The sequence below is a fragment of the Kribbella amoyensis genome (genome assembly GCF_007828865.1).
GTDB lineage: Bacteria > Actinomycetota > Actinomycetes > Propionibacteriales > Kribbellaceae > Kribbella > Kribbella amoyensis.
In genome coordinates this window covers 1,906,218-1,922,907 of sequence record NZ_VIVK01000001.1, presented here as the reverse complement: position 1 = coordinate 1,922,907, position 16,690 = coordinate 1,906,218, and the positions used below count along the sequence as shown (strand labels likewise).

At 71.1% G+C, this 16,690-nt stretch carries 15 protein-coding genes and 1 riboswitch; of the genes, 7 read left to right on the top strand and 8 right to left on the bottom strand.

The window, feature by feature from the left end; genetic code table 11:
- Nucleotides 1-29 precede the first annotated feature (29 nt).
- Both FB561_RS09195 and FB561_RS09190 read left to right on the top strand, forming a co-directional pair.
- Nucleotides 30-524, top strand: coding sequence for an RNA polymerase sigma factor (locus FB561_RS09195; RefSeq protein ID WP_145805009.1), 495 nt, complete (start codon nucleotides 30-32; stop codon nucleotides 522-524).
- Nucleotides 517-1,125, top strand: a complete 609-nt coding sequence (locus FB561_RS09190) for a methylated-DNA--[protein]-cysteine S-methyltransferase (RefSeq protein ID WP_145805007.1) — start codon at nucleotides 517-519, stop codon at nucleotides 1,123-1,125. The genes FB561_RS09195 and FB561_RS09190 overlap by 8 nt, the downstream gene beginning before the upstream one ends.
- 149 nt (nucleotides 1,126-1,274) lie before the next feature.
- Here the strand turns inward: FB561_RS09190 and FB561_RS09185 are convergent, their stop codons facing one another.
- The 6 genes from FB561_RS09185 to FB561_RS09160 form a co-directional block, all read right to left on the bottom strand.
- Complete coding sequence (locus FB561_RS09185; RefSeq protein WP_145805005.1) at nucleotides 1,275-1,952, bottom strand: class I SAM-dependent methyltransferase; 678 nt, start codon at nucleotides 1,950-1,952, stop codon at nucleotides 1,275-1,277.
- 85 nt (nucleotides 1,953-2,037) lie between these two features.
- Nucleotides 2,038-3,357: a purine-cytosine permease family protein gene (locus FB561_RS09180; protein ID WP_145805002.1), complete on the bottom strand. Its 1,320-nt coding sequence runs from the start codon at nucleotides 3,355-3,357 to the stop codon at nucleotides 2,038-2,040.
- Nucleotides 3,351-3,466: riboswitch (TPP riboswitch) on the bottom strand. It overlaps the preceding gene by 7 nt.
- 23 nt (nucleotides 3,467-3,489) lie before the next feature.
- Nucleotides 3,490-4,152, bottom strand: coding sequence for an alpha/beta fold hydrolase (locus FB561_RS09175; protein ID WP_145805000.1), 663 nt, complete (start codon nucleotides 4,150-4,152; stop codon nucleotides 3,490-3,492).
- Entirely contained in the window at nucleotides 4,149-4,985 is an 837-nt protein-coding gene (locus FB561_RS37785) for a hypothetical protein (RefSeq protein WP_170284534.1), read from the bottom strand. Before FB561_RS37785 ends, FB561_RS09175 begins: the two co-directional genes overlap by 4 nt.
- 50 nt (nucleotides 4,986-5,035) lie before the next feature.
- A complete protein-coding gene (locus FB561_RS09165; protein ID WP_145804997.1) occupies nucleotides 5,036-5,893 on the bottom strand; it encodes a DUF3152 domain-containing protein in 858 nt (285 codons plus the stop codon).
- Between the two features lie 75 nt (nucleotides 5,894-5,968).
- Entirely contained in the window at nucleotides 5,969-7,162 is a 1,194-nt protein-coding gene (locus FB561_RS09160) for an ATP-binding protein (protein ID WP_145804995.1), read from the bottom strand.
- 178 nt (nucleotides 7,163-7,340) lie between these two features.
- Here FB561_RS09160 and FB561_RS09155 point away from each other — a divergent pair, with 178 nt between their 5' ends.
- Entirely contained in the window at nucleotides 7,341-8,363 is a 1,023-nt protein-coding gene (locus tag FB561_RS09155; protein WP_145804993.1) for a GTP pyrophosphokinase, read from the top strand.
- Here FB561_RS09155 and FB561_RS09150 read toward each other — a convergent pair.
- Nucleotides 8,360-9,793 carry an MFS transporter gene (locus FB561_RS09150; RefSeq protein ID WP_145804991.1) on the bottom strand — a complete coding sequence of 478 codons (1,434 nt, stop codon included), beginning with the start codon at nucleotides 9,791-9,793 and terminating at the stop codon, nucleotides 8,360-8,362. The two genes, FB561_RS09155 and FB561_RS09150, sit on opposite strands and share 4 nt — an antisense overlap.
- A gap of 207 nt (nucleotides 9,794-10,000) precedes the next feature.
- Between FB561_RS09150 and FB561_RS09145 the strand changes: the two genes are divergently transcribed.
- The 3 genes from FB561_RS09145 (at nucleotide 10,001) to FB561_RS09135 (ending at nucleotide 15,402) form a co-directional block, all read left to right on the top strand.
- Nucleotides 10,001-11,767 carry an ABC transporter transmembrane domain-containing protein gene (locus FB561_RS09145; RefSeq protein ID WP_145804989.1) on the top strand — a complete coding sequence of 589 codons (1,767 nt, stop codon included), beginning with the start codon at nucleotides 10,001-10,003 and terminating at the stop codon, nucleotides 11,765-11,767.
- Entirely contained in the window at nucleotides 11,764-13,542 is a 1,779-nt protein-coding gene (locus FB561_RS09140) for an ABC transporter ATP-binding protein (protein WP_145804987.1), read from the top strand. The genes FB561_RS09145 and FB561_RS09140 overlap by 4 nt, the downstream gene beginning before the upstream one ends.
- A gap of 75 nt (nucleotides 13,543-13,617) precedes the next feature.
- Nucleotides 13,618-15,402 carry an alpha/beta hydrolase family protein gene (locus tag FB561_RS09135; protein ID WP_145804985.1) on the top strand — a complete coding sequence of 595 codons (1,785 nt, stop codon included), beginning with the start codon at nucleotides 13,618-13,620 and terminating at the stop codon, nucleotides 15,400-15,402.
- Here FB561_RS09135 and FB561_RS09130 read toward each other — a convergent pair.
- Nucleotides 15,395-16,312 carry a S66 peptidase family protein gene (locus FB561_RS09130; protein ID WP_202880572.1) on the bottom strand — a complete coding sequence of 306 codons (918 nt, stop codon included), beginning with the start codon at nucleotides 16,310-16,312 and terminating at the stop codon, nucleotides 15,395-15,397. The genes FB561_RS09135 and FB561_RS09130 overlap by 8 nt on opposite strands.
- A 76-nt stretch (nucleotides 16,313-16,388) precedes the next feature.
- Between FB561_RS09130 and FB561_RS09125 the strand changes: the two genes are divergently transcribed.
- The gene (locus FB561_RS09125; RefSeq protein WP_145804981.1) at nucleotides 16,389-16,679 is read left to right on the top strand and encodes an antibiotic biosynthesis monooxygenase family protein; all 291 of its coding nucleotides are present in this window, start codon (nucleotides 16,389-16,391) and stop codon (nucleotides 16,677-16,679) included.
- The last annotated feature ends 11 nt before the right edge of the window (nucleotides 16,680-16,690 follow it).

The following is a 16,690-nucleotide window of genomic DNA, read 5'->3' as shown; positions in this document are numbered from 1 at the left end:
TTGCACGGCCGGTGCGTTCTACTGGCGTGATGGTCGAGAAGGTGGTCGGACTGCCACCGTTCCAGGTGCTCGTGGACACGCACTGGCGCGACGTGGCCCGGTTGGCCCGCGCCCTGGCGGGGCCGGTCGACGGCGACGACGTGGCCCAGCGCGCCTGGGAGAAGGCGTTCGCCGCGTACCCCAAGCTGACGTCGGCGCGGAACCTGCGCAGCTGGCTGCTGACCATCACCGCACGCTGCGCCACCGACCTGCACCGGTCACGCCGCCCCCAGAGTCCCCTGGACGAAGCGCCACCGGTACAGGTCGACGGTCCGGACGCGGCCGACTGGCCCGACCCGGATCTGTGGAAGGCGGTGAACGCGTTGCCCGAACGGCAGCGGGTGGCCGTCACCTTGAAGTACGTCGGCGACCTGGACCACCACGGGGTGGCCGCGGCTCTGGAAACCACTCCGGCCGCCTCCCGCCGACTGGTCAGCGACGCGCTGACCGCCCTGCGTACCCGACTCGGAGTAGACGATGACTGATCTCGAGCACCGGCTGGCCCGGCTCGGCCTGACCGGCGGCGATCCCGCCCCGGCCGGCGGACGGCTCGGCGGACCCGACCTGAAGCCGCCGGTGCTGCCCGCGGCCGACGTCTCCTACGCCCTGCACGACACCCCGATCGGCACGATGCTGCTGGCGACCGCGGCCGGCAAGGTCGTGGCCAGCTCCTTCGCCGACGAGGAGACCATGACGAACCGGCTGGCGCGGGCGGTCTCACCGCGCGTCCTGCGCCAACCGGGTCAGCTCGACGACCTCCGTCGCCAGCTGGACGAGTACCTGGCCGGGCGGCGGCACACGTTCGACGTCACGGTCGACCTGGTCCTGGCGACACCGTTCCAGCAGCTCGTGCTGACCGACCTGCGGAGCCACACCAGCTACGGCGGCACCACGACGTACGGGCGGCTGGCGGGGGAGATCGAGCGGCCGAAGGCAGCCCGCGCGGTCGGTACAGCACTGGGCGCGAACCCGGTCTGCGTCGTCCTGCCGTGCCATCGGGTGGTGGGCGCGAACGGTGCGCTGACCGGCTACGCGGGAGGCCTGGAAGCGAAACGCTTCCTGTTGAATCTGGAATCGAAAAGCTGAGTTTTCCGCGATTCCGGAAAAGCATTTAGACTGGCCGGACAAAGGAGCAGATCCCCAATGTGGAGTGGGGATCTGCTCTTTGTTCGTCCTTGTGCACAAGGGATCCTGGGACATCGGTCCCGGACCGGGAAATCTGACGGGTCAGGAATTCATTCGGCCGGCTGGTGAATCTCCAGGATCAACCGGCGGCGGCCGTCCCACTCCCGCTTGGTCACCTTGTAGTCCTTGATTCCGGCGGCCGCGCAGAGCCGGCCGTAGCTGGTCTCGTCGTGGATGAAGTGGATGCTGCTGGTACCGAAGTGCTCGGTGGTGACGATCCGGTGCTCGGGTCCCTGCCGGAAGCCGTTGGCGATCTCGGACGCGGTCGCCGGGCCCCAGATCGGGCCCTCGATGACCGCCAGGCCGCCGGGCTTCAGGACCCGGGAGATCTCCCAGATCGTCGACAGCTGCTCGTCCTCGGCGAACAGCTCGTGGAACGCGGTCCACAGGCAGACCACCGCGTCGAACGAGTCCGACCGGTACGGCAGGTCGGTCATCGACCCGATCGCCCAGTCGATCGCCAACTCCTCCTCGTCCGCCTTCTGCTTGCCGGCCTCGACCAGGTTCGGCGAGATGTCGAGCGCGCGGACGGTCTTGCCGAGCCGGCGCAGCGGCAGCGCGATCCGGCCGTAGCCGCAGCACAGGTCGAGCACGGACTCGCGGCCGTCGAGCACTTCCTCGACGGCCTTGACGGTGGCGGCGTCCCGCTCGGGCGTGGTGCGACCGGCCAGCCCGTCCACCCCGAGTTCCTCGTACTCGGCCCGGCTGCGCAGTGCGGAGTTCAGCATTGCGCCAGTATTTCGGAGCCGACGGGTCTTGTCAGGTGCGGGCGGCAACGGCTCGGTCACGCTGTCCGACGGACCGGGTGTTCGCTCAGGCGCGACGGCCGATCCGGCCGAAGAGGACGGCCGCGACCATCGAGACGACGATCGAGGTGTACGTCGCACCCAGCCAGCCCGGGACCGGGTGGCCGTTGAAGAGGCGCTGCTGCAGGTCCAGCCAGAAGGTGGACCAGCCGGAGACCGTGCCGGGGTTGACCAGTTGGTACGCGACGAAGCCGACCAGCCAGGCGGCGGCCGGCTGCCAGCGGAAGCGGGCCGTGTCGGTGACGTTCCAGCGCATCCGGTTGACGACGAAGAAGTCCGCGATCGCCACCGCGAACAACGGGATGAAGACCGAGCCGATCAGGTACAGGAACTGCGTGTAGTTGCCCAGGTCAACGAACAGCGCGAGCGTCGTGGCGATGACGCCGATCGCGACCGAGAGCCACCGCCGGTCCAGGTGGCCGACCAGGTTGTGCGCGGCCATCGTCGTCGAGTAGACGTTCGCGTACGCCTCGTCCACCTCGTCGACGAGCAGCACGAACAACGCGATCGCGCCGGCCGGGAGCGTCACCAGGGCCGTGATGACGTCGGTGCTGTTGGTCTGCAGCGTCGCGACGGCGATGACGCCGAGGCCGTAGTACACGATCGCGGCCAGGCCGTACCCGAGCGAGGACCCGGCGAACGCGGCCTTGTTCGTGCGCGAGTGCCGGGTGTAGTCGGCGGCCAGCGGGGCGAACGAGACGACACCGGCCGCGGCCAGGTCGACGGCCGGCCAGAAGCCGAACACGCTGTCCTGCGGGAGCGCGTGCACCGGCTTGCTGAGCACCTGGACGAACAGGTAGACCGACGCGAGCAGCACCAGCCAGACCATGAACTTGCGCAACAGCTTCACACTGCCGAGCGGCCGGACCGCCATCGCCGTGGCGATCAGGCCGGCCAGGACGACGAACAGCCAGCGCCAGCGTTCGCCGGTCACGGCCACCGCGGCCTGCGAGATGACGATGATCTCCATCGTCGCCCAGCCGATGTTCTGCGCGATGTTCAGCACGGTCGGCGCCATCGAACCGCGGCGGCCGAACAACCCGCGCAGACAGGCCATCGCCGGCGCCCCGGTGTGCGACCCGAAGACGGCCGCGCCGCCGAGGACCAGGGCGCCGATCCCGCAGCCGACCACGACCGCGAGCAGACCCTTCACCAGCGAGCCCGTGTACGCCGCGACCAGGGCGCCGGTGACCGGGCCGAACAACGAGATGCCCAGGTTCCCCCAGAGGGTGAACTGGTCGAAGAAGCCGAGGGTGCGGGGCGCGTCGGTGGTGAGAGTGAGCGGCGCCTCGGTCTCGGCGGATGCGCGAACAGCAGTCGTGGTCATCGTGACCTGCTCCCTACGCCGGCATTACCCGGTCAGGTTCAGGCGGTCGGCGACCCAGCTCGTCGCCCTCTCAGCCCACAGATCGGTGTGAGCTCCCGCGGAAATGTGTTGTTACCGCGTCAACGATAGCCCCTACGGCGTTTTGTATACACCGGCTGCTCGCTGGATGAACGCGGCGAGCTCTCGACCGTTGGTGAGGACCGGCAGGTGGGAGCCGGTCGGCAGCGTCCAGGCCTCCCCGCCGGTACGGTCGGCGACCTGCTGGGTCCACAGGGCCGGCGCCAACCGGTCGTGGGCCGAGCGGACGACGACGGTCGGCACGGTGAGCTTCGCGGCGGCCGCGGCCAGGTCGTACTGCCGGGCGACCTCCATCGCGCGCGCCATCGAACCGAAGCCGGTCCGGTGGTACTGCTTGGCCAGGGTCGGGATCAGCCGAGGCGGGTCCCACAGCGCCGACCGGGCCCAGCGACCGGCCAGGGTGCGCCAGCTCGAAGCGGTGAGGTCGCCGCTCGGCGAGATCAGGACGAGGGCCTTGACCGCGCCCGGCCGGCGCAAGGTGGCCTCGACGACGATCTGGCAGGCGGCCGAGTGACCGACCAGGACCGCCGGCCGGTCCAGCTGATCGGCGAGTCTGGCCGCGAGGGTCTCGGTGTGCAGGTCGTCGGCGGACCCGGCCTTCTCGCCGTACCCGGGCAGCGTGATCACCTGGTACCCGACCTCGAGGTGGCGCAGCGTCGGCGCGTACGACTCCGGCCCGAGACCGAGGCCCGGGACCAGGACGACCGGCGCGGTCATTCCCAGGGCGGCCGGTCGGGGGCCGCCTGTACCACCGGGTTGGCGACCTCGGGACGGAGCTCGCGGTACCCGAGGGCGAACCCGCCGGCGAGCAGGAGCAGCCCGACGCCACCCCAACCGTACGCGGTCGGCAGCCGGTCGACCGCGTCGTCGACCGCGCCCAGGCCGGTGCTCAGCACCATCACGGCCCAGATCACCAGCGGGATCAGCGCGACGCCGATCAGCCCGAGCCCGACCAGCTCGACCGGATCGATCGCCCGGGCGGCCTTCCGCCGGGCGAGCAGGTCGCGCAGCCACAGCCCGAGCGCGGCGCCCCCGACGACGAGGAGCAGGAGCTGTCCGGCCGTGTCGATCACGTCGGTGCGGAGCGGATGGTTCAACGGCGATCCGGGAGCCTGGGCGATCTCGCGGAGCGCGACCCGCTGGACGCTGAGCGCGAGCAGTCCGTACACCCCGGCGATGATCGCCGCGATCAGGACAACCCGGGCCGCTCGGGGATCACGGGAAGCCGCCGTCTGCGGACGCCCGTACGTCGGGAGCTCGTGCGGCTGCGGTTGCGCGGGCGCGCCGTACGGGGCGCCGGGCCGATAGGCGGGCGGTTGCGCGTACGGACTCGGCGGCTGCTGCGGCTGCGCGTACTGGGGCGGCGGTGCGTACTGCGGTGGCTGTGGTTGCTGCGGTTGTTGCTGCTGGGGTTCTGCGTAGCCGGGGTGCTCGGCGCCGTGACTGTACGTGCCCTGGCCGTACGGCGCGGGCGCGGCGTAGTGCTCCTCGTGCGGCGACTCGTCCGGGTCGTCGCCACGACCGTAGGTGGGGAACTGGGGTGACGACATCAGGGCTCCCTCGGCTCGCTCTCCTGCCAGGTTCTCACGCGCCGACCGGGTCAGGTCGCCTTGATCGTGGGCCACGCGTTCGGGAGGCAGCCGCCGAGCCCCTTCGTCTGCTGCATCATCACCGGGGCCGGCGTCTTCGCCTTGCCGCAGGTCGAGTGGCCGTGACCGAGGGCGTGTCCGACCTCGTGGTTCACCAGGTAGCTGCGGTACAGGTCGACGTTGCCGGCGTAGGCGGGGACGGCGTACATCCAGCGCTTGGCGTTCAGCACGACGCGGTCGTCGACCCGGCAGGACACCTCACCGCCGGTGTCGAGCGGCAGGCACAGCTTGTCGGTCAGGGTCGGGGTGGCGACGATCACCCGCAGGTCGGCGTCCGGGCGGTCGGTGCGCTCGAAGTTGACCGGGTGGATCGCCTGCCAGCCGCGCGGATCGGTCAGCGTCTTGTGGATCGTGGCCGCCACCGCCGCGCCGTTGAACGACAGCCCTTCCTCGATCTCGACCCGGTAGGTCAGCTTGTCCTTCACCCCGGTGGCCGCGTTCGCCCCCGGGACGACGGCCAGCCGGCCGGTCGAGACGGTCACGTTCGGCTTCGCCTGCTTCGGCTGCCGGGTCAGCGTCGGCGCCGGGCGCAACGGCTGGGTGAACTTCGCGGTCGGTGTCGGCACCGGGGTCGCCGACGGCGTCGGCAGCGGCGCGCCGGCCCGGTCACTCATCACCTCGCCGCCGAACTGCGCCGCGAGACTCTGCCGGCCGGTCGCGTCCGGGTGCACCACCATCACCGTGCCGAGCACGGCCAGCGCGGTCACCGAGAACCACTGCGCCTTGTACGACTTCTTCCGGCTGTGCCGGCCCCGGGCACGACGACGCGCAGACGCGCTGCTGCGCCGCCCATTCCGCCCGGTGGTCATGACGATTCACCCTAGCGACTCCCGCCAAGATCACGAAAGTGCAACTTCATGCCACCGCAGCCATCGATCCGATGGTCAGCCGGTGCGGGTGCGGAGGAACTTGCCGAAGTGCGGGACGGTGAAGGCCACGGTGCCGCGTTCGGCGGAGAAGACGAGGCCCTTCTTGATCAGGCCGTCGCGGGCCGGGGAGAGGGACTGCGGCTTGCGGTTCAGGGTGCCGGCGACCTCGGCGGTCGGGACCGCGCCGTCGCCGACGTCGACGCCCAGTTCGGCCATCGCGCGCATGTACTCGCGCTCGGCCGGGGTGGCCCGTTCGTACCGGGAGCCGAAGAAGCCGACGGTGAGCTCGGCGGACGCCTCCGGCCCGGCCACGGCGACGTCCTTGATCGTGATCGGGCTGGTCGGGGCGTGGTCCCAGGTGGCGTGCGCGAACGCCTGGACGAAGTACGGGTACCCGTCGGTCTGGGCGTACAGCTCGTCCAGCGCCTCGTCCTCGTAGTACACGCCCTCGCTCTCGGCCGGGATCATCACTGCCCGGTCGCAGGCCTCGCGAGCGAGTCGGTCGACCCGGACGTAGCGGAACAGGCGCTCGGAGTACGACTTGCTCGCGGACAGGACGGCGGGCAGGTGCGGCAGCCCGGCGCCGACCACGACCAGCGGCGCGCTCTGCTGGGAGATCTCGTGACACGCGGCGCAGAGCGCGGACAGGTCGTCGGCGGAGATGTCCTGCATCTCGTCGATGAACAGGCCGACCCCGACGGACAGGTCGCCGGCCAGGTCGGCCGCGTCGGTGAACAGTTCGATCAGGTCCATCTCCAGGTCACCGGAGTCCGCGCGGCCCTTCGCGGCGACCACGTCGACCGGCGGATGCCAGCGCACACCCTTGCGGTCGTTCTGCGCGGTCCGCAGCGCGAACGCCTTGAGCACCGAGCTGAACTCGTCGACCCGGTCGTCGTCGCGGTGCCGGTGACCGAGCTCACGCATCGCGGTGTGCATCGCCTGCGCGATCGGCAGCCGGATGCTCTGGTCCGGCCGGGCCTCCAGCTTGCCGGTGCCCCAGGCCCGCTTGATGGCCTGGCTGCGCAACGTGTTCAGCAGCACCGTCTTGCCGACGCCGCGGAGCCCGCTGAGGACCAGGCTCCGCTCCGGCCGGCCCGCCGCGACCCGCTCGAGCACCACCTCGAACTGCCGTACCTCGGTGTCGCGACCGGCCAGCTCGGGCGGCCGCTGACCGGCGCCGGGCGCATAGGGATTCCGGATCGGATCCATGCTGTCACTGTATGAGCGCGTCTAGTGTTTTCCTTAGATTTCGCTAGCGAACCCGATCCGTGTCGCTGCCGCGTCAACAGCCCGTCGAGAGGTGTCTACAGCTTTCTAGCTTCAGTCCTAGAAAGAGCTAGACGCGTCTAGTCAGGGGGTGGTCCGCCCGGGGCACTATGGTCGGCGCATGGGTGGGGCTCGGGAATGGGCGCGGCCGGCCGCGATGGAGTACGAGCGTGTGCACCAGCAGTACGTCGGTGGCGCCCGGAAGCTGGAAGCGCTGATCAACGAGCTGATCGGCGAGGAAGAGGGCATCAACTACCTCAGCGCGACCGCGCGGGCCAAGGACCCGGAGTCGTTCCTCGCCAAGGCGTCCAAGCTGGACTCGGAGCAACCGGGCCAACCGAAGTACGGCGACCCGCTGAACCAGATCACCGATCTCGTCGCGGCCCGGGTGATCACCTTCCTGGTCGAGGCGGTGGACCGGGTCTGCGAGGTGATCGAGGCCGAGTTCGAGGTCGTCGAGCACACCGACATGGGCGCGCACACCCGGGCCCAGGGCGTGTTCGGGTACGCGAGCAAGCACTACCTGGTCCGGCTGAACGCCCATCGCCGCGAGCTCCCCGAGTACGCCGTGCTGCGGAACCTGACGATGGAGATCCAGGTCCGGACCGCGGTCCAGCACGCGTGGGCCGAGTTCGAGCACGACATCCGGTACAAGCTGGACATCCCGGCGGACCGCAAACCCGAGTTCGACCGGCGGTTCCTGCTCGCGGCGGCGCTGATGGAGCTGGCGGACAACGAGTTCACCGAGATCGACCGGCTGTACCGCGAGCTGGCCGCGACCGGGATCGACGAGCCCCCGCGGGACCTGACCCCGGCGACGCTGATCACGTACCTGACCCGGCGGTACCCGGACGCTCCGCACGCCAAGACGAACCACTACGCCTGGATCCTCGACATCCTGGCCCGGCTCGGCGTGACCACCGAGGAGCAGCTGACCGATCTGCTGCGCGGGATCGACAGCGCCGCGGTCCAGGCGGCGATGACGCACCGCTTCCCGGCCGGGACGGTCCGCCGGCTCGACGACGACCTGCTCGCCGCCCGCCGGACCGAGTACGTGGACCTCTTCCCCGAGGAGGAACGCCGGCAGAAGATCCTGCGTGGCCGGCTCAAGGCACTGGCCCGGGCCGGCTTGGTCGAGCCCTAGGCGGCCTGCGCGGCGGGGCGGCCGAGCTCGGCGGCGACCGCGTCCGCCGTACCGCGGGCCCAGCGGCCGGTCGTGAGCAGGCCGAGGGCCAGGACCAGCAGGCCGCAGCCGGCGATGATGATCCAGCACGGCCGGGCGGCCTCGACGAACCCCGTCTCGAGCGGACCCACCAGCCGCGCGGTGACCACGGTCCCGACGATCGCGACGCCGAGGGACGCACCCACCTGACGGCTGGTCGACGCGATCGCGGCGGCCACGCCGGCCTGGGACCGCGGCATCCCGGAGACGGCCGCGTTGGTGATCGGCGCGTTGACCATGCCGAACCCGATCCCGAAGAGCAGATACCCACCGAGCAGCACCGGGAGCGACGTACTGGTACTCAGCCCGGACAGGACCAGCCCGCTCGCGCAGAGCATGCACCCGGCAACCACCAACGGCAGCCGCGGACCGCGGTGCCCGACGAGCCATCCGGACAACGGCGCGAACACCACCGTCATCGCGGCCATCGGCAGGGTCAGCAGGCCCGCGTGCAGGGCGGAGTACCCGCGGACCTCCTGCAGGTAGAGCGAGTTCAGGAAGAGGAAGCCCGCCAACGCGGCGAACCCGGCGACCGCGATCAGCGTCGCGCCCGAGAACGGCGCGCTGCGGAAGAACCGTGGATCCAGCAGCGGTTGCTCGCGGCGCCGTTCGTACAGGACGAGCGCGACCAGGGCCAGCGCGGCGAGGGTGAAGCAGCCGACGATCAGCGGCGACGTCCAGCCGGCGGCCCGGCCCTCGATGATCCCATAGGTGAGCCCGACCAGCAGGACCACGACCAGCAGCTGCCCGACCGGGTCGATCCGGCGTGGTTCGGCGGCCCGGGACTCCGGGACGAACAGCGCTGTCAGCGCGAACGCGATCAGCGTCACCGGTACGTTGATCCAGAAGATGTACCGCCAGCCGGCCGCGTCGACCAGGGTGCCGCCGACGACCGGGCCGACCGCCATGCTCAGCCCGACGACACCGCCCCAGACGCCGATCGCCTGGGCCCGTTCGCGCGGGTCGGTGAAGGTGTTGGTGATGATCGACATCGCGACCGGGTTCAGCATCGAGCCGCCGACGGCCTGCAGCATCCGGAACGCGATCAGCAGGTCCACCGTCGGCGCGAACCCGCACAGCAGCGAGCCGAAGCCGAACAGCATCAGCCCGGCCTGGAACGTCCGCCGCCGGCCGATCCGGTCCGCGGTCGAGCCGGACACCATCAGCAACGCCGCGATCACCAAGGTGTAGGCGTCGATGGTCCACTGCAGCTTGGGCACCGAGGCGTCCAGGTCGGACCGGATCGAGGGGAGCGCCAGGTTCACGATCGTGGAGTCGAGGCCGACGATGAACAGGCTCAGGCAGCAGATGCCGAGCACGAGCAGTCGCCGTCGCCTGGTCAGCTCCCGCATGTGCCTCCTCCGCTCGCCCGTCGCGACTGTACTCCCGTCCTGGCGGGCCGTTCCCGGGAACGTTTCCGAGCCGGTGCGGCGCCGGCCCAGGGCCTGATGCGCCCGGCTGGTGAAATCGGTTTGACGGGCCCCTGACGGACCCTTCTAACCTGGATACGTTCACCTGGTCAGGTGTCCCGAACCCCTCTATTCCTCCTTTGGGACGTCATGTCGCTGCGCCTCATTCCGTTCGCCGATCCCGGTGTGCCAGACACCCGGTCCGGCCTTCGTCTCATTCTCTGGCTCGAACACCAGCAGCTCCGCGGCCAGCTCGCCGCGGTGGGCTGGGGCCTGCTGTTCTTCAGCGGGATCGCGGCCGCCCCGGTCGCGGTCGGACTGGCGGTCCAGGCCGTCATCGACAAGTCCTGGCCGCGGCTGCTGCTGGCCGGCGTCCTGCTGCTCGCGTTCGGTGCGGCCAAGGCCGGCTCGGACGCGTTCTTCCACCGCGCGGTGGTGACCAACTGGATCAGTACCGCGTCGCGCCTGCAGCAACTGCTGTTCCGGAAGGCCTCCGAGCTCGGCTCGTTGCTGACCCGGCGGATCGCGGCCGGCGAGGTGGTCGCCGTGAGCAGCGGCGACGTCGAGAAGATCGGCTGGTTCGTCGAGGTGCTCGGCCGCTTCACCGCGGCCCTGCTGACCTGTTTCGCCGTCGTCGTCGGGCTGCTCTTCTACGAACCGCAGCTCGGCCTGGTCGTGCTGGTCGCGGTCCCGGTGCTGGCCTTCTCGATCGTGCCCCTGATGGGTCCGGCCGAGCGCCGGGCCGACGTCCAGCGGGCGAAGGGCGGCCGGGCCACCGAGCTGGCCGCCGACACCGTCGCCGGTCTGCGGGTGCTCCGCGGCATCGGTGGCGAGCAGCTGTTCCTGGACCGCTACCGCGCGGCCTCCCAGGAGTACCGGGCCAGCGCGGTCCGCAGTGCCCGGATGTGGTCGCTGATCGCCGCGTTGCAGGTGCTGATGTTCGGCCTGTTCCTGGTCGTCGTGGTGTGGTTCGGCGTCCGGCTGGTGCTGGACGGCAAGATCAGCGTCGGCGAGCTGGTCACCACGTACGGCTTCATCACCTTCATGCTCGTCCCGCTGCACACCTTCGAGGAGACGGCGAGCGCGTTCATCTTCTCCAAGGTCTCCGCGCGCCGGGCGGCCCGGGTGCTGTCGCTGCGCCGGACCGACGAGGAGTTCGCGGCGAGTGAGGCGGAGCTCCCGTCGGGCGACGTGGTCGACCCGGTCTCCGGGCTGATGGTGCCCGCGGGCAGCTTCACGGCCGTGGTCTGCGGCGATCCCGACGCGGGTGGCCGGCTGGCCGACCGGATCGGCGGTCACAGCCCGGAGGCGAATCCGGACGACGCCTCGGTCCTGGTCGACGGGGTCGAGCTCGACCGGCTCCCGCTCGAGTCCGCGCGGACCGCGGTGCTCGTGCAGGACAAGGACCCGGTACTGCTCTCCGGCACGGTCAGCGACCTGTTCGACGTACCGGCGAGCGGGGCGGTGACGCCCGAGGCCGCCCTGGACGCGGCGCAGTGTGCCGACATCCTCGACGTCCTGCGGCAGACGCTGCCGTCCGGTGAGACCGACCCGATGCGGGCGGTCCTGACCGAGCGGGGCCGCTCCCTGTCCGGTGGACAGCGGCAGCGGATCGCCCTGGCCCGGTCGCTGTACGTGGACCCGACCGTGCTGGTGCTGGACGAGCCGACGAGTGCGGTGGACGCGCACACCGAGGCGCGGATCGCGGACAGCCTGCGGGCGTTGCGGGCCGGCCGGACGACGGTGGTGTTCACGTCCAGCCCGCTGATGCTGGACCGGGCCGAGCGGGTCGTGTTCGTGCCCGACGGCCAGGTCGATGCCGTCGGCACTCACCACGACCTGGTGCACGACAACCCGCGGTACCGCGCGGTGGTCACCCGTGAAGACGAGCCAACCCTCGAGGAGGAGTCGGCATGAAGCGCCCCGAGTACGACCCGGCCGCCCCGCGCGAAGTCGCCCGGCTGCCCGTGGCCGGTACGCCGACGGTGCGGGCGTACCTGAAGTCCCTGTTCCGCCGGCACCGCCGGGCGTTCGGCTGGCTGACGCTGGTCAACGCGGTCGCGGCGCTGAGCGGCATGGTCGGGCCCTGGCTGCTCGGCAACGTGGTGGAGAAGCTGTCCGTCGGCGACAAGGACGTCGACCTCCCGTACGTGGTGCTCGGCTTCGCCCTCGCGCTCGCCGTGCAGACCATCTTCGTCCGGCTCACCCGGCTGCGCGGCGCGGTGCTCGGCGAGGAGATGCTCGCCGACCTGCGCGAGGACTTCCTCGTCCGCTCGGTCGCGCTGCCGCCGGGCGTGCTGGAGCGGGCCGGGACCGGTGACCTGCTGTCCCGGATCACCACCGACGTGGACCGGCTGTCGCACGCCATGCGGGACGCGGTGCCGCAGCTGACGATCGCGGTCATCTGGGCGTCGCTGCTGATCGGCGCGTTGATCGTCACCGCGCCGGAGCTGGCCGTGGCCGTGGTGATCGCGGCCCCGATCCTGATCCTCGGCGGCCGCTGGTACTTCCGCCGCGCCCCCTCGGCTTACCGGTCCGAGGCGGCCGGGTACGCCGCGGTCGCGTCGGCGCTGGCCGAGACCGTGGACGCCGGCCGGACCGTGGAGTCGCACCGGCTCGGCGGCCGCCGGATCAAGCTGGGCGACACCCGGATCGGTCAGTGGGTCGCCTGGGAGCGGTACACGCTGTACCTGCGGATGGTGCTGTTCCCGGTGATCAACATGACCCACACGGTCGCGCTGGCCGCGGTCCTGGTGATCGGCGGCGGCCTCGCGATCAACGACTGGATCACGGTCGGCGCGCTGACCACGGGCGCGCTGTACATCCAGATGCTGGTCGAGCCGGTGAACATGATGATCCGCTGGTACGACGAGCTGCAGGTGGCCCAGGTTTCGCTGGCCCGGCTGGTCGGGGTCCGCGAGGTGGAGGCGTCGAACGCCGGGGACGAGTCCGAGCCGGAAGGACGGACCGTGCTCGCCGACGACGTGCGCTTCGGGTACCTGGAGGGCCGCGACGTGCTGCACGGCGTCACGCTCACCGTGGAGCCGGGCGCCCGGGTCGCCCTGGTCGGTCCGTCCGGTGCGGGCAAGTCGACCCTGGGCCGGTTGCTCGCGGGGATCTACTCACCGCGGCTGGGCGATATCACCCTGGGCGGCGCGACGCTGGCGAGGATGTCGGCCGAGCAGGTCCGCAGCCACGTGGCCCTGGTCAACCAGGAGCACCACGTGTTCGTCGGGTCGGTCCGGGACAACCTGCGGCTGGCTCGGCCGGAGGCGGCGGACGCCGAGCTGTGGACGGCCCTGCGCGCGGTCGACGCGCACGCCTGGGTGGCCGGGTTCGAACACGGCCTGGACACCGAGGTCGGGTCCGGCGGCGTCTCGCTGACCCCGGCCCAGGCCCAGCAGGTCGCGCTGGCCCGGCTGGTCCTCGCCGATCCGCACACGCTGGTCCTGGACGAGGCCACGTCGTTGATGGACCCGCGCGCGGCTCGGCACCTGGAGCGCTCGCTGGCCGGGGTCCTGGAGGGCCGGACCGTGGTCGCGATCGCGCACCGGCTGCACACCGCGCACGACGCGGACGTGATCGCGGTGGTCGAGGACGGCCGGATCGTCGAGCTCGGCGGGCACGACGAACTGGTCGATGCCCAAGGCGCGTACGCGGCGCTCTGGCACTCCTGGCACGGTGACCGCTGAGCCACGACCGACGAGGGGCAGGACCACCGGATTTCCCGGCGGGCCTGCCCCTTCGGCGTAGATAGGGTCGGCCTCATGCTGCAGTCGTTGCTGGCCCTCCCCGCCCTGATCGCCTTCGACATCGACAGCGAAGGGCGGCTCCTGGTCGGGTACGACGGGAGCGGAATCCGCCAGGTCCACGAGGTCGACGTGGACGGGAACTGGCGAGCCCTCACCGCCCTCGGCGAACGGGTCCTGGCCGCGAAGTACGTCCCCGGCAGCCGGACCGTGATCGTCGAGCACGACACCGGCGGCGACGAACGCGGCCAGCTCTCCACCCTCGACCTGACCGGCGAAGGCCTGCCCGAACTCCTCCCACTGGTTCACGACGACCGGTACCTCCATCACCTGATCGCCGCCCGGCACGGCCGCGTCCTGTTCACCACGAACCGGCGCAACGAGGTCGACTTCGACCTGGTCGCCCTGGATCTCGGGCACGGCCTGGAGTCGGTGCTGTACGACGGCGGCGGCTTCGTCAGTACCGTCGACGCGTCCCCCGACGACCGCTGGGTCCTGGTCACCCGCGGCGGTGGTCCGGCGAACAGCGAGCAGGCGTTGCTGATCGAGGCCGCGACGGGCGCTGTCACCGAGGTCACCGGGTTCGACGACCAGGTGTTCATCGGGACCGTTTCGTGGCTGCCCGATTCGTCCGGGGTGCTGCTCTCCGCCGACTTCGACCGGGACCGGCTCGCCGTCCTCCGCTACGACCTCGGCACCCGCGCGCTGACCGAAGTGGTTGCCGATGGCAAGCGAGACCTGGCCGGCTGGGCGAGTCCCGACGGCGAGCACCTGCTGGTCAGCGCGAACGAGGACGGCGAGGTGGCGCTCGCCCTGCATCGGATCGACGGCGAGTTCGTCGCCCCGATCGACCTTCCGCCGGGTGGATGCGGCGCGATCCTGGTGGAGAGCGACCCGCGCTGGTCGGCCGACGGCGGCCACGTCGTCCTCACGTACAGCAGCCCGATCGAGCCGCAGTACGTGATCCGGTACTCCGTCGCCGACCAGGAGACCGTCACCGTCAAGGCTCCCGACGCACCCGAACTCCCGGACGATCTGCGGCACCCGGTCACCGATCGGGTGCCGTCGTTCGACGGGGAGGAGGTGCCGGTGTTCGTGTTCCGGCCGGCCGACGGCGGTGACGGTTCGGCCGTGGTGCTCGTGCACGGTGGACCGGAGTGGCAGTCGAGCAAGATCTGGAACCCGCTGATCGCCGGTCTGGTCGAGGAAGGGCACACCGTCGTCGTCCCGAACGTGCGCGGCTCCTCGGGGTACGGCAAACGGTGGTACTCGCTGGACGACCGGGACCTGCGGCTCGACTCGGTCCGGGACCTGGCGGCGATCCACGCCTGGCTGCCCAGCATCGGTGTCGACCAGCGCCGGGCCGCGTTGTGGGGCGGCTCGTACGGCGGGTACATGGTGCTCGCCGGACTCGCGTTCCAGCCGGAGCTGTGGGCCGCGGGCGTGGACATCGTCGGGATCGCGTCGCTGGTGACGTTCCTGGAGAACACCTCGGCGTACCGGCGGACCGTGCGCGAACGCGAGTACGGGTACCTGGCGACGGACCGCGAGTTCCTCACCGCGGCGAGCCCGCTGAACCGGGTGGACGCGATTACGGCGCCGCTGTTCGTCATCCACGGCGCCAACGACCCGCGGGTACCGCTGTCCGAGGCCGAGCAGATCGTCGCGGCGCTCGCGGAGCGGGACGTACCGTGCCGGCTGCTCGTGTACCCGGACGAAGGGCACGGCCTGTCCAAGCGGAAGAACCGGCTGGACGCGTTCCCGCAGGCCTTCGCGTTCCTGCGGGAGCACCTGGCTAGCTGAAGGCCGGCTTCAAGGGGGTCAGGGTGCCGGCCGAGGCGTCGAGGCGGACCGGGAGACCGAGCGGGACGGCCAGGTTGAGGTCCTCGTGGCCGATCGCGGCGCCCTGGACCATCGGGATCCCGAGCGGCTGCAAGCGTTCGGCGACCACGTCGGCCACCAGGCCGCCGTCGTCGGACTCGCTGAAGTCACCGACGACGACGCCGGTCACCTCCTCGAACCAGCCGGACCGGAGCAACTGGGTCAGTAGCCGGTCGACCCGGTACCCGTGCTCGCTCACGTCTTCCAGGACCACGACGCCCCGCGGCCGCGAGTACGTCGGCGTCCCGAGGCTCGCGGCGAGCAGGGCGAGGTTCCCCCCGAGCAGCCTGCCTTCCGCGGTGCCACCGACGACCGTACGCGCTCCGGCCGGGGCGAGCAGGTCGGTCACGGACTCGGGCTCGAACAGCAACGCGCGCAGGCGATCGCGACCAGGCTCGGCACCGAGCTGCTCGACCGCCGCGGCCATCGGACCGTGGACCGTGACCAGGCCGCGCGCGTTCAACGCCTCGTGCAACGCGGTGATGTCGCTGAACCCGACGAACACCTTCTCCACCGGCGCCAGCTCGTCCAGGTCGAGCAACGGCAACATCCGCTGGACGCCGTACCCACCGCGCCCGCAGAACACCCCGGCGAACCGCGGATCCAGCCAGGCCGCACGGAAGTCGGCGGCACGGGCCTCGTCCGATCCGGCCAGGTACGGCAGCCGCTCGTCGGTCGCCAGCGCGGACGGCATCACCTCGACCTCGAGACCCCAGTCCCGCAGGTACTTCGTGCCGAGCTCCAGCCGCTCGGCCTTCAACGGGCCGGCCGGGGCCACCACGGCCACCACGTCCCCGGGTACGAGTCGCCGCGGTCTCCTCAGGTCAGTCACGCGGTGACGGTATCCGACCGGACCGTCCAGTGGGCAGACGGCTCGATCCGCGGGCGGCCGTGAAAGAGTGACCGGCATGGTGCTCGAGGTGGCGTTGATCGATGTGCTCGCCGGTCAGGAAGAAGCGTTCGAGGCGTCCTACCTGCTGGCCCGTGAGCAGATCGAGAAGGCCGAGGGGGCCCGGTCGATCCGGATGACGCACGGCATCGAGCGGCCGACCCGGTTCGTCCTGCTGGTCGAGTGGGACTCGGTCGAGGCGCACGAGCGGTTCCGCGCGAGCGAGGCGTTCGGCGTCTGGCGTGGCCACATCGGCCCACACTTCGCCAACCCGCCGCTGGTCGAGCACTACGCCGACGTCACCGGCTGACGCACGACGCG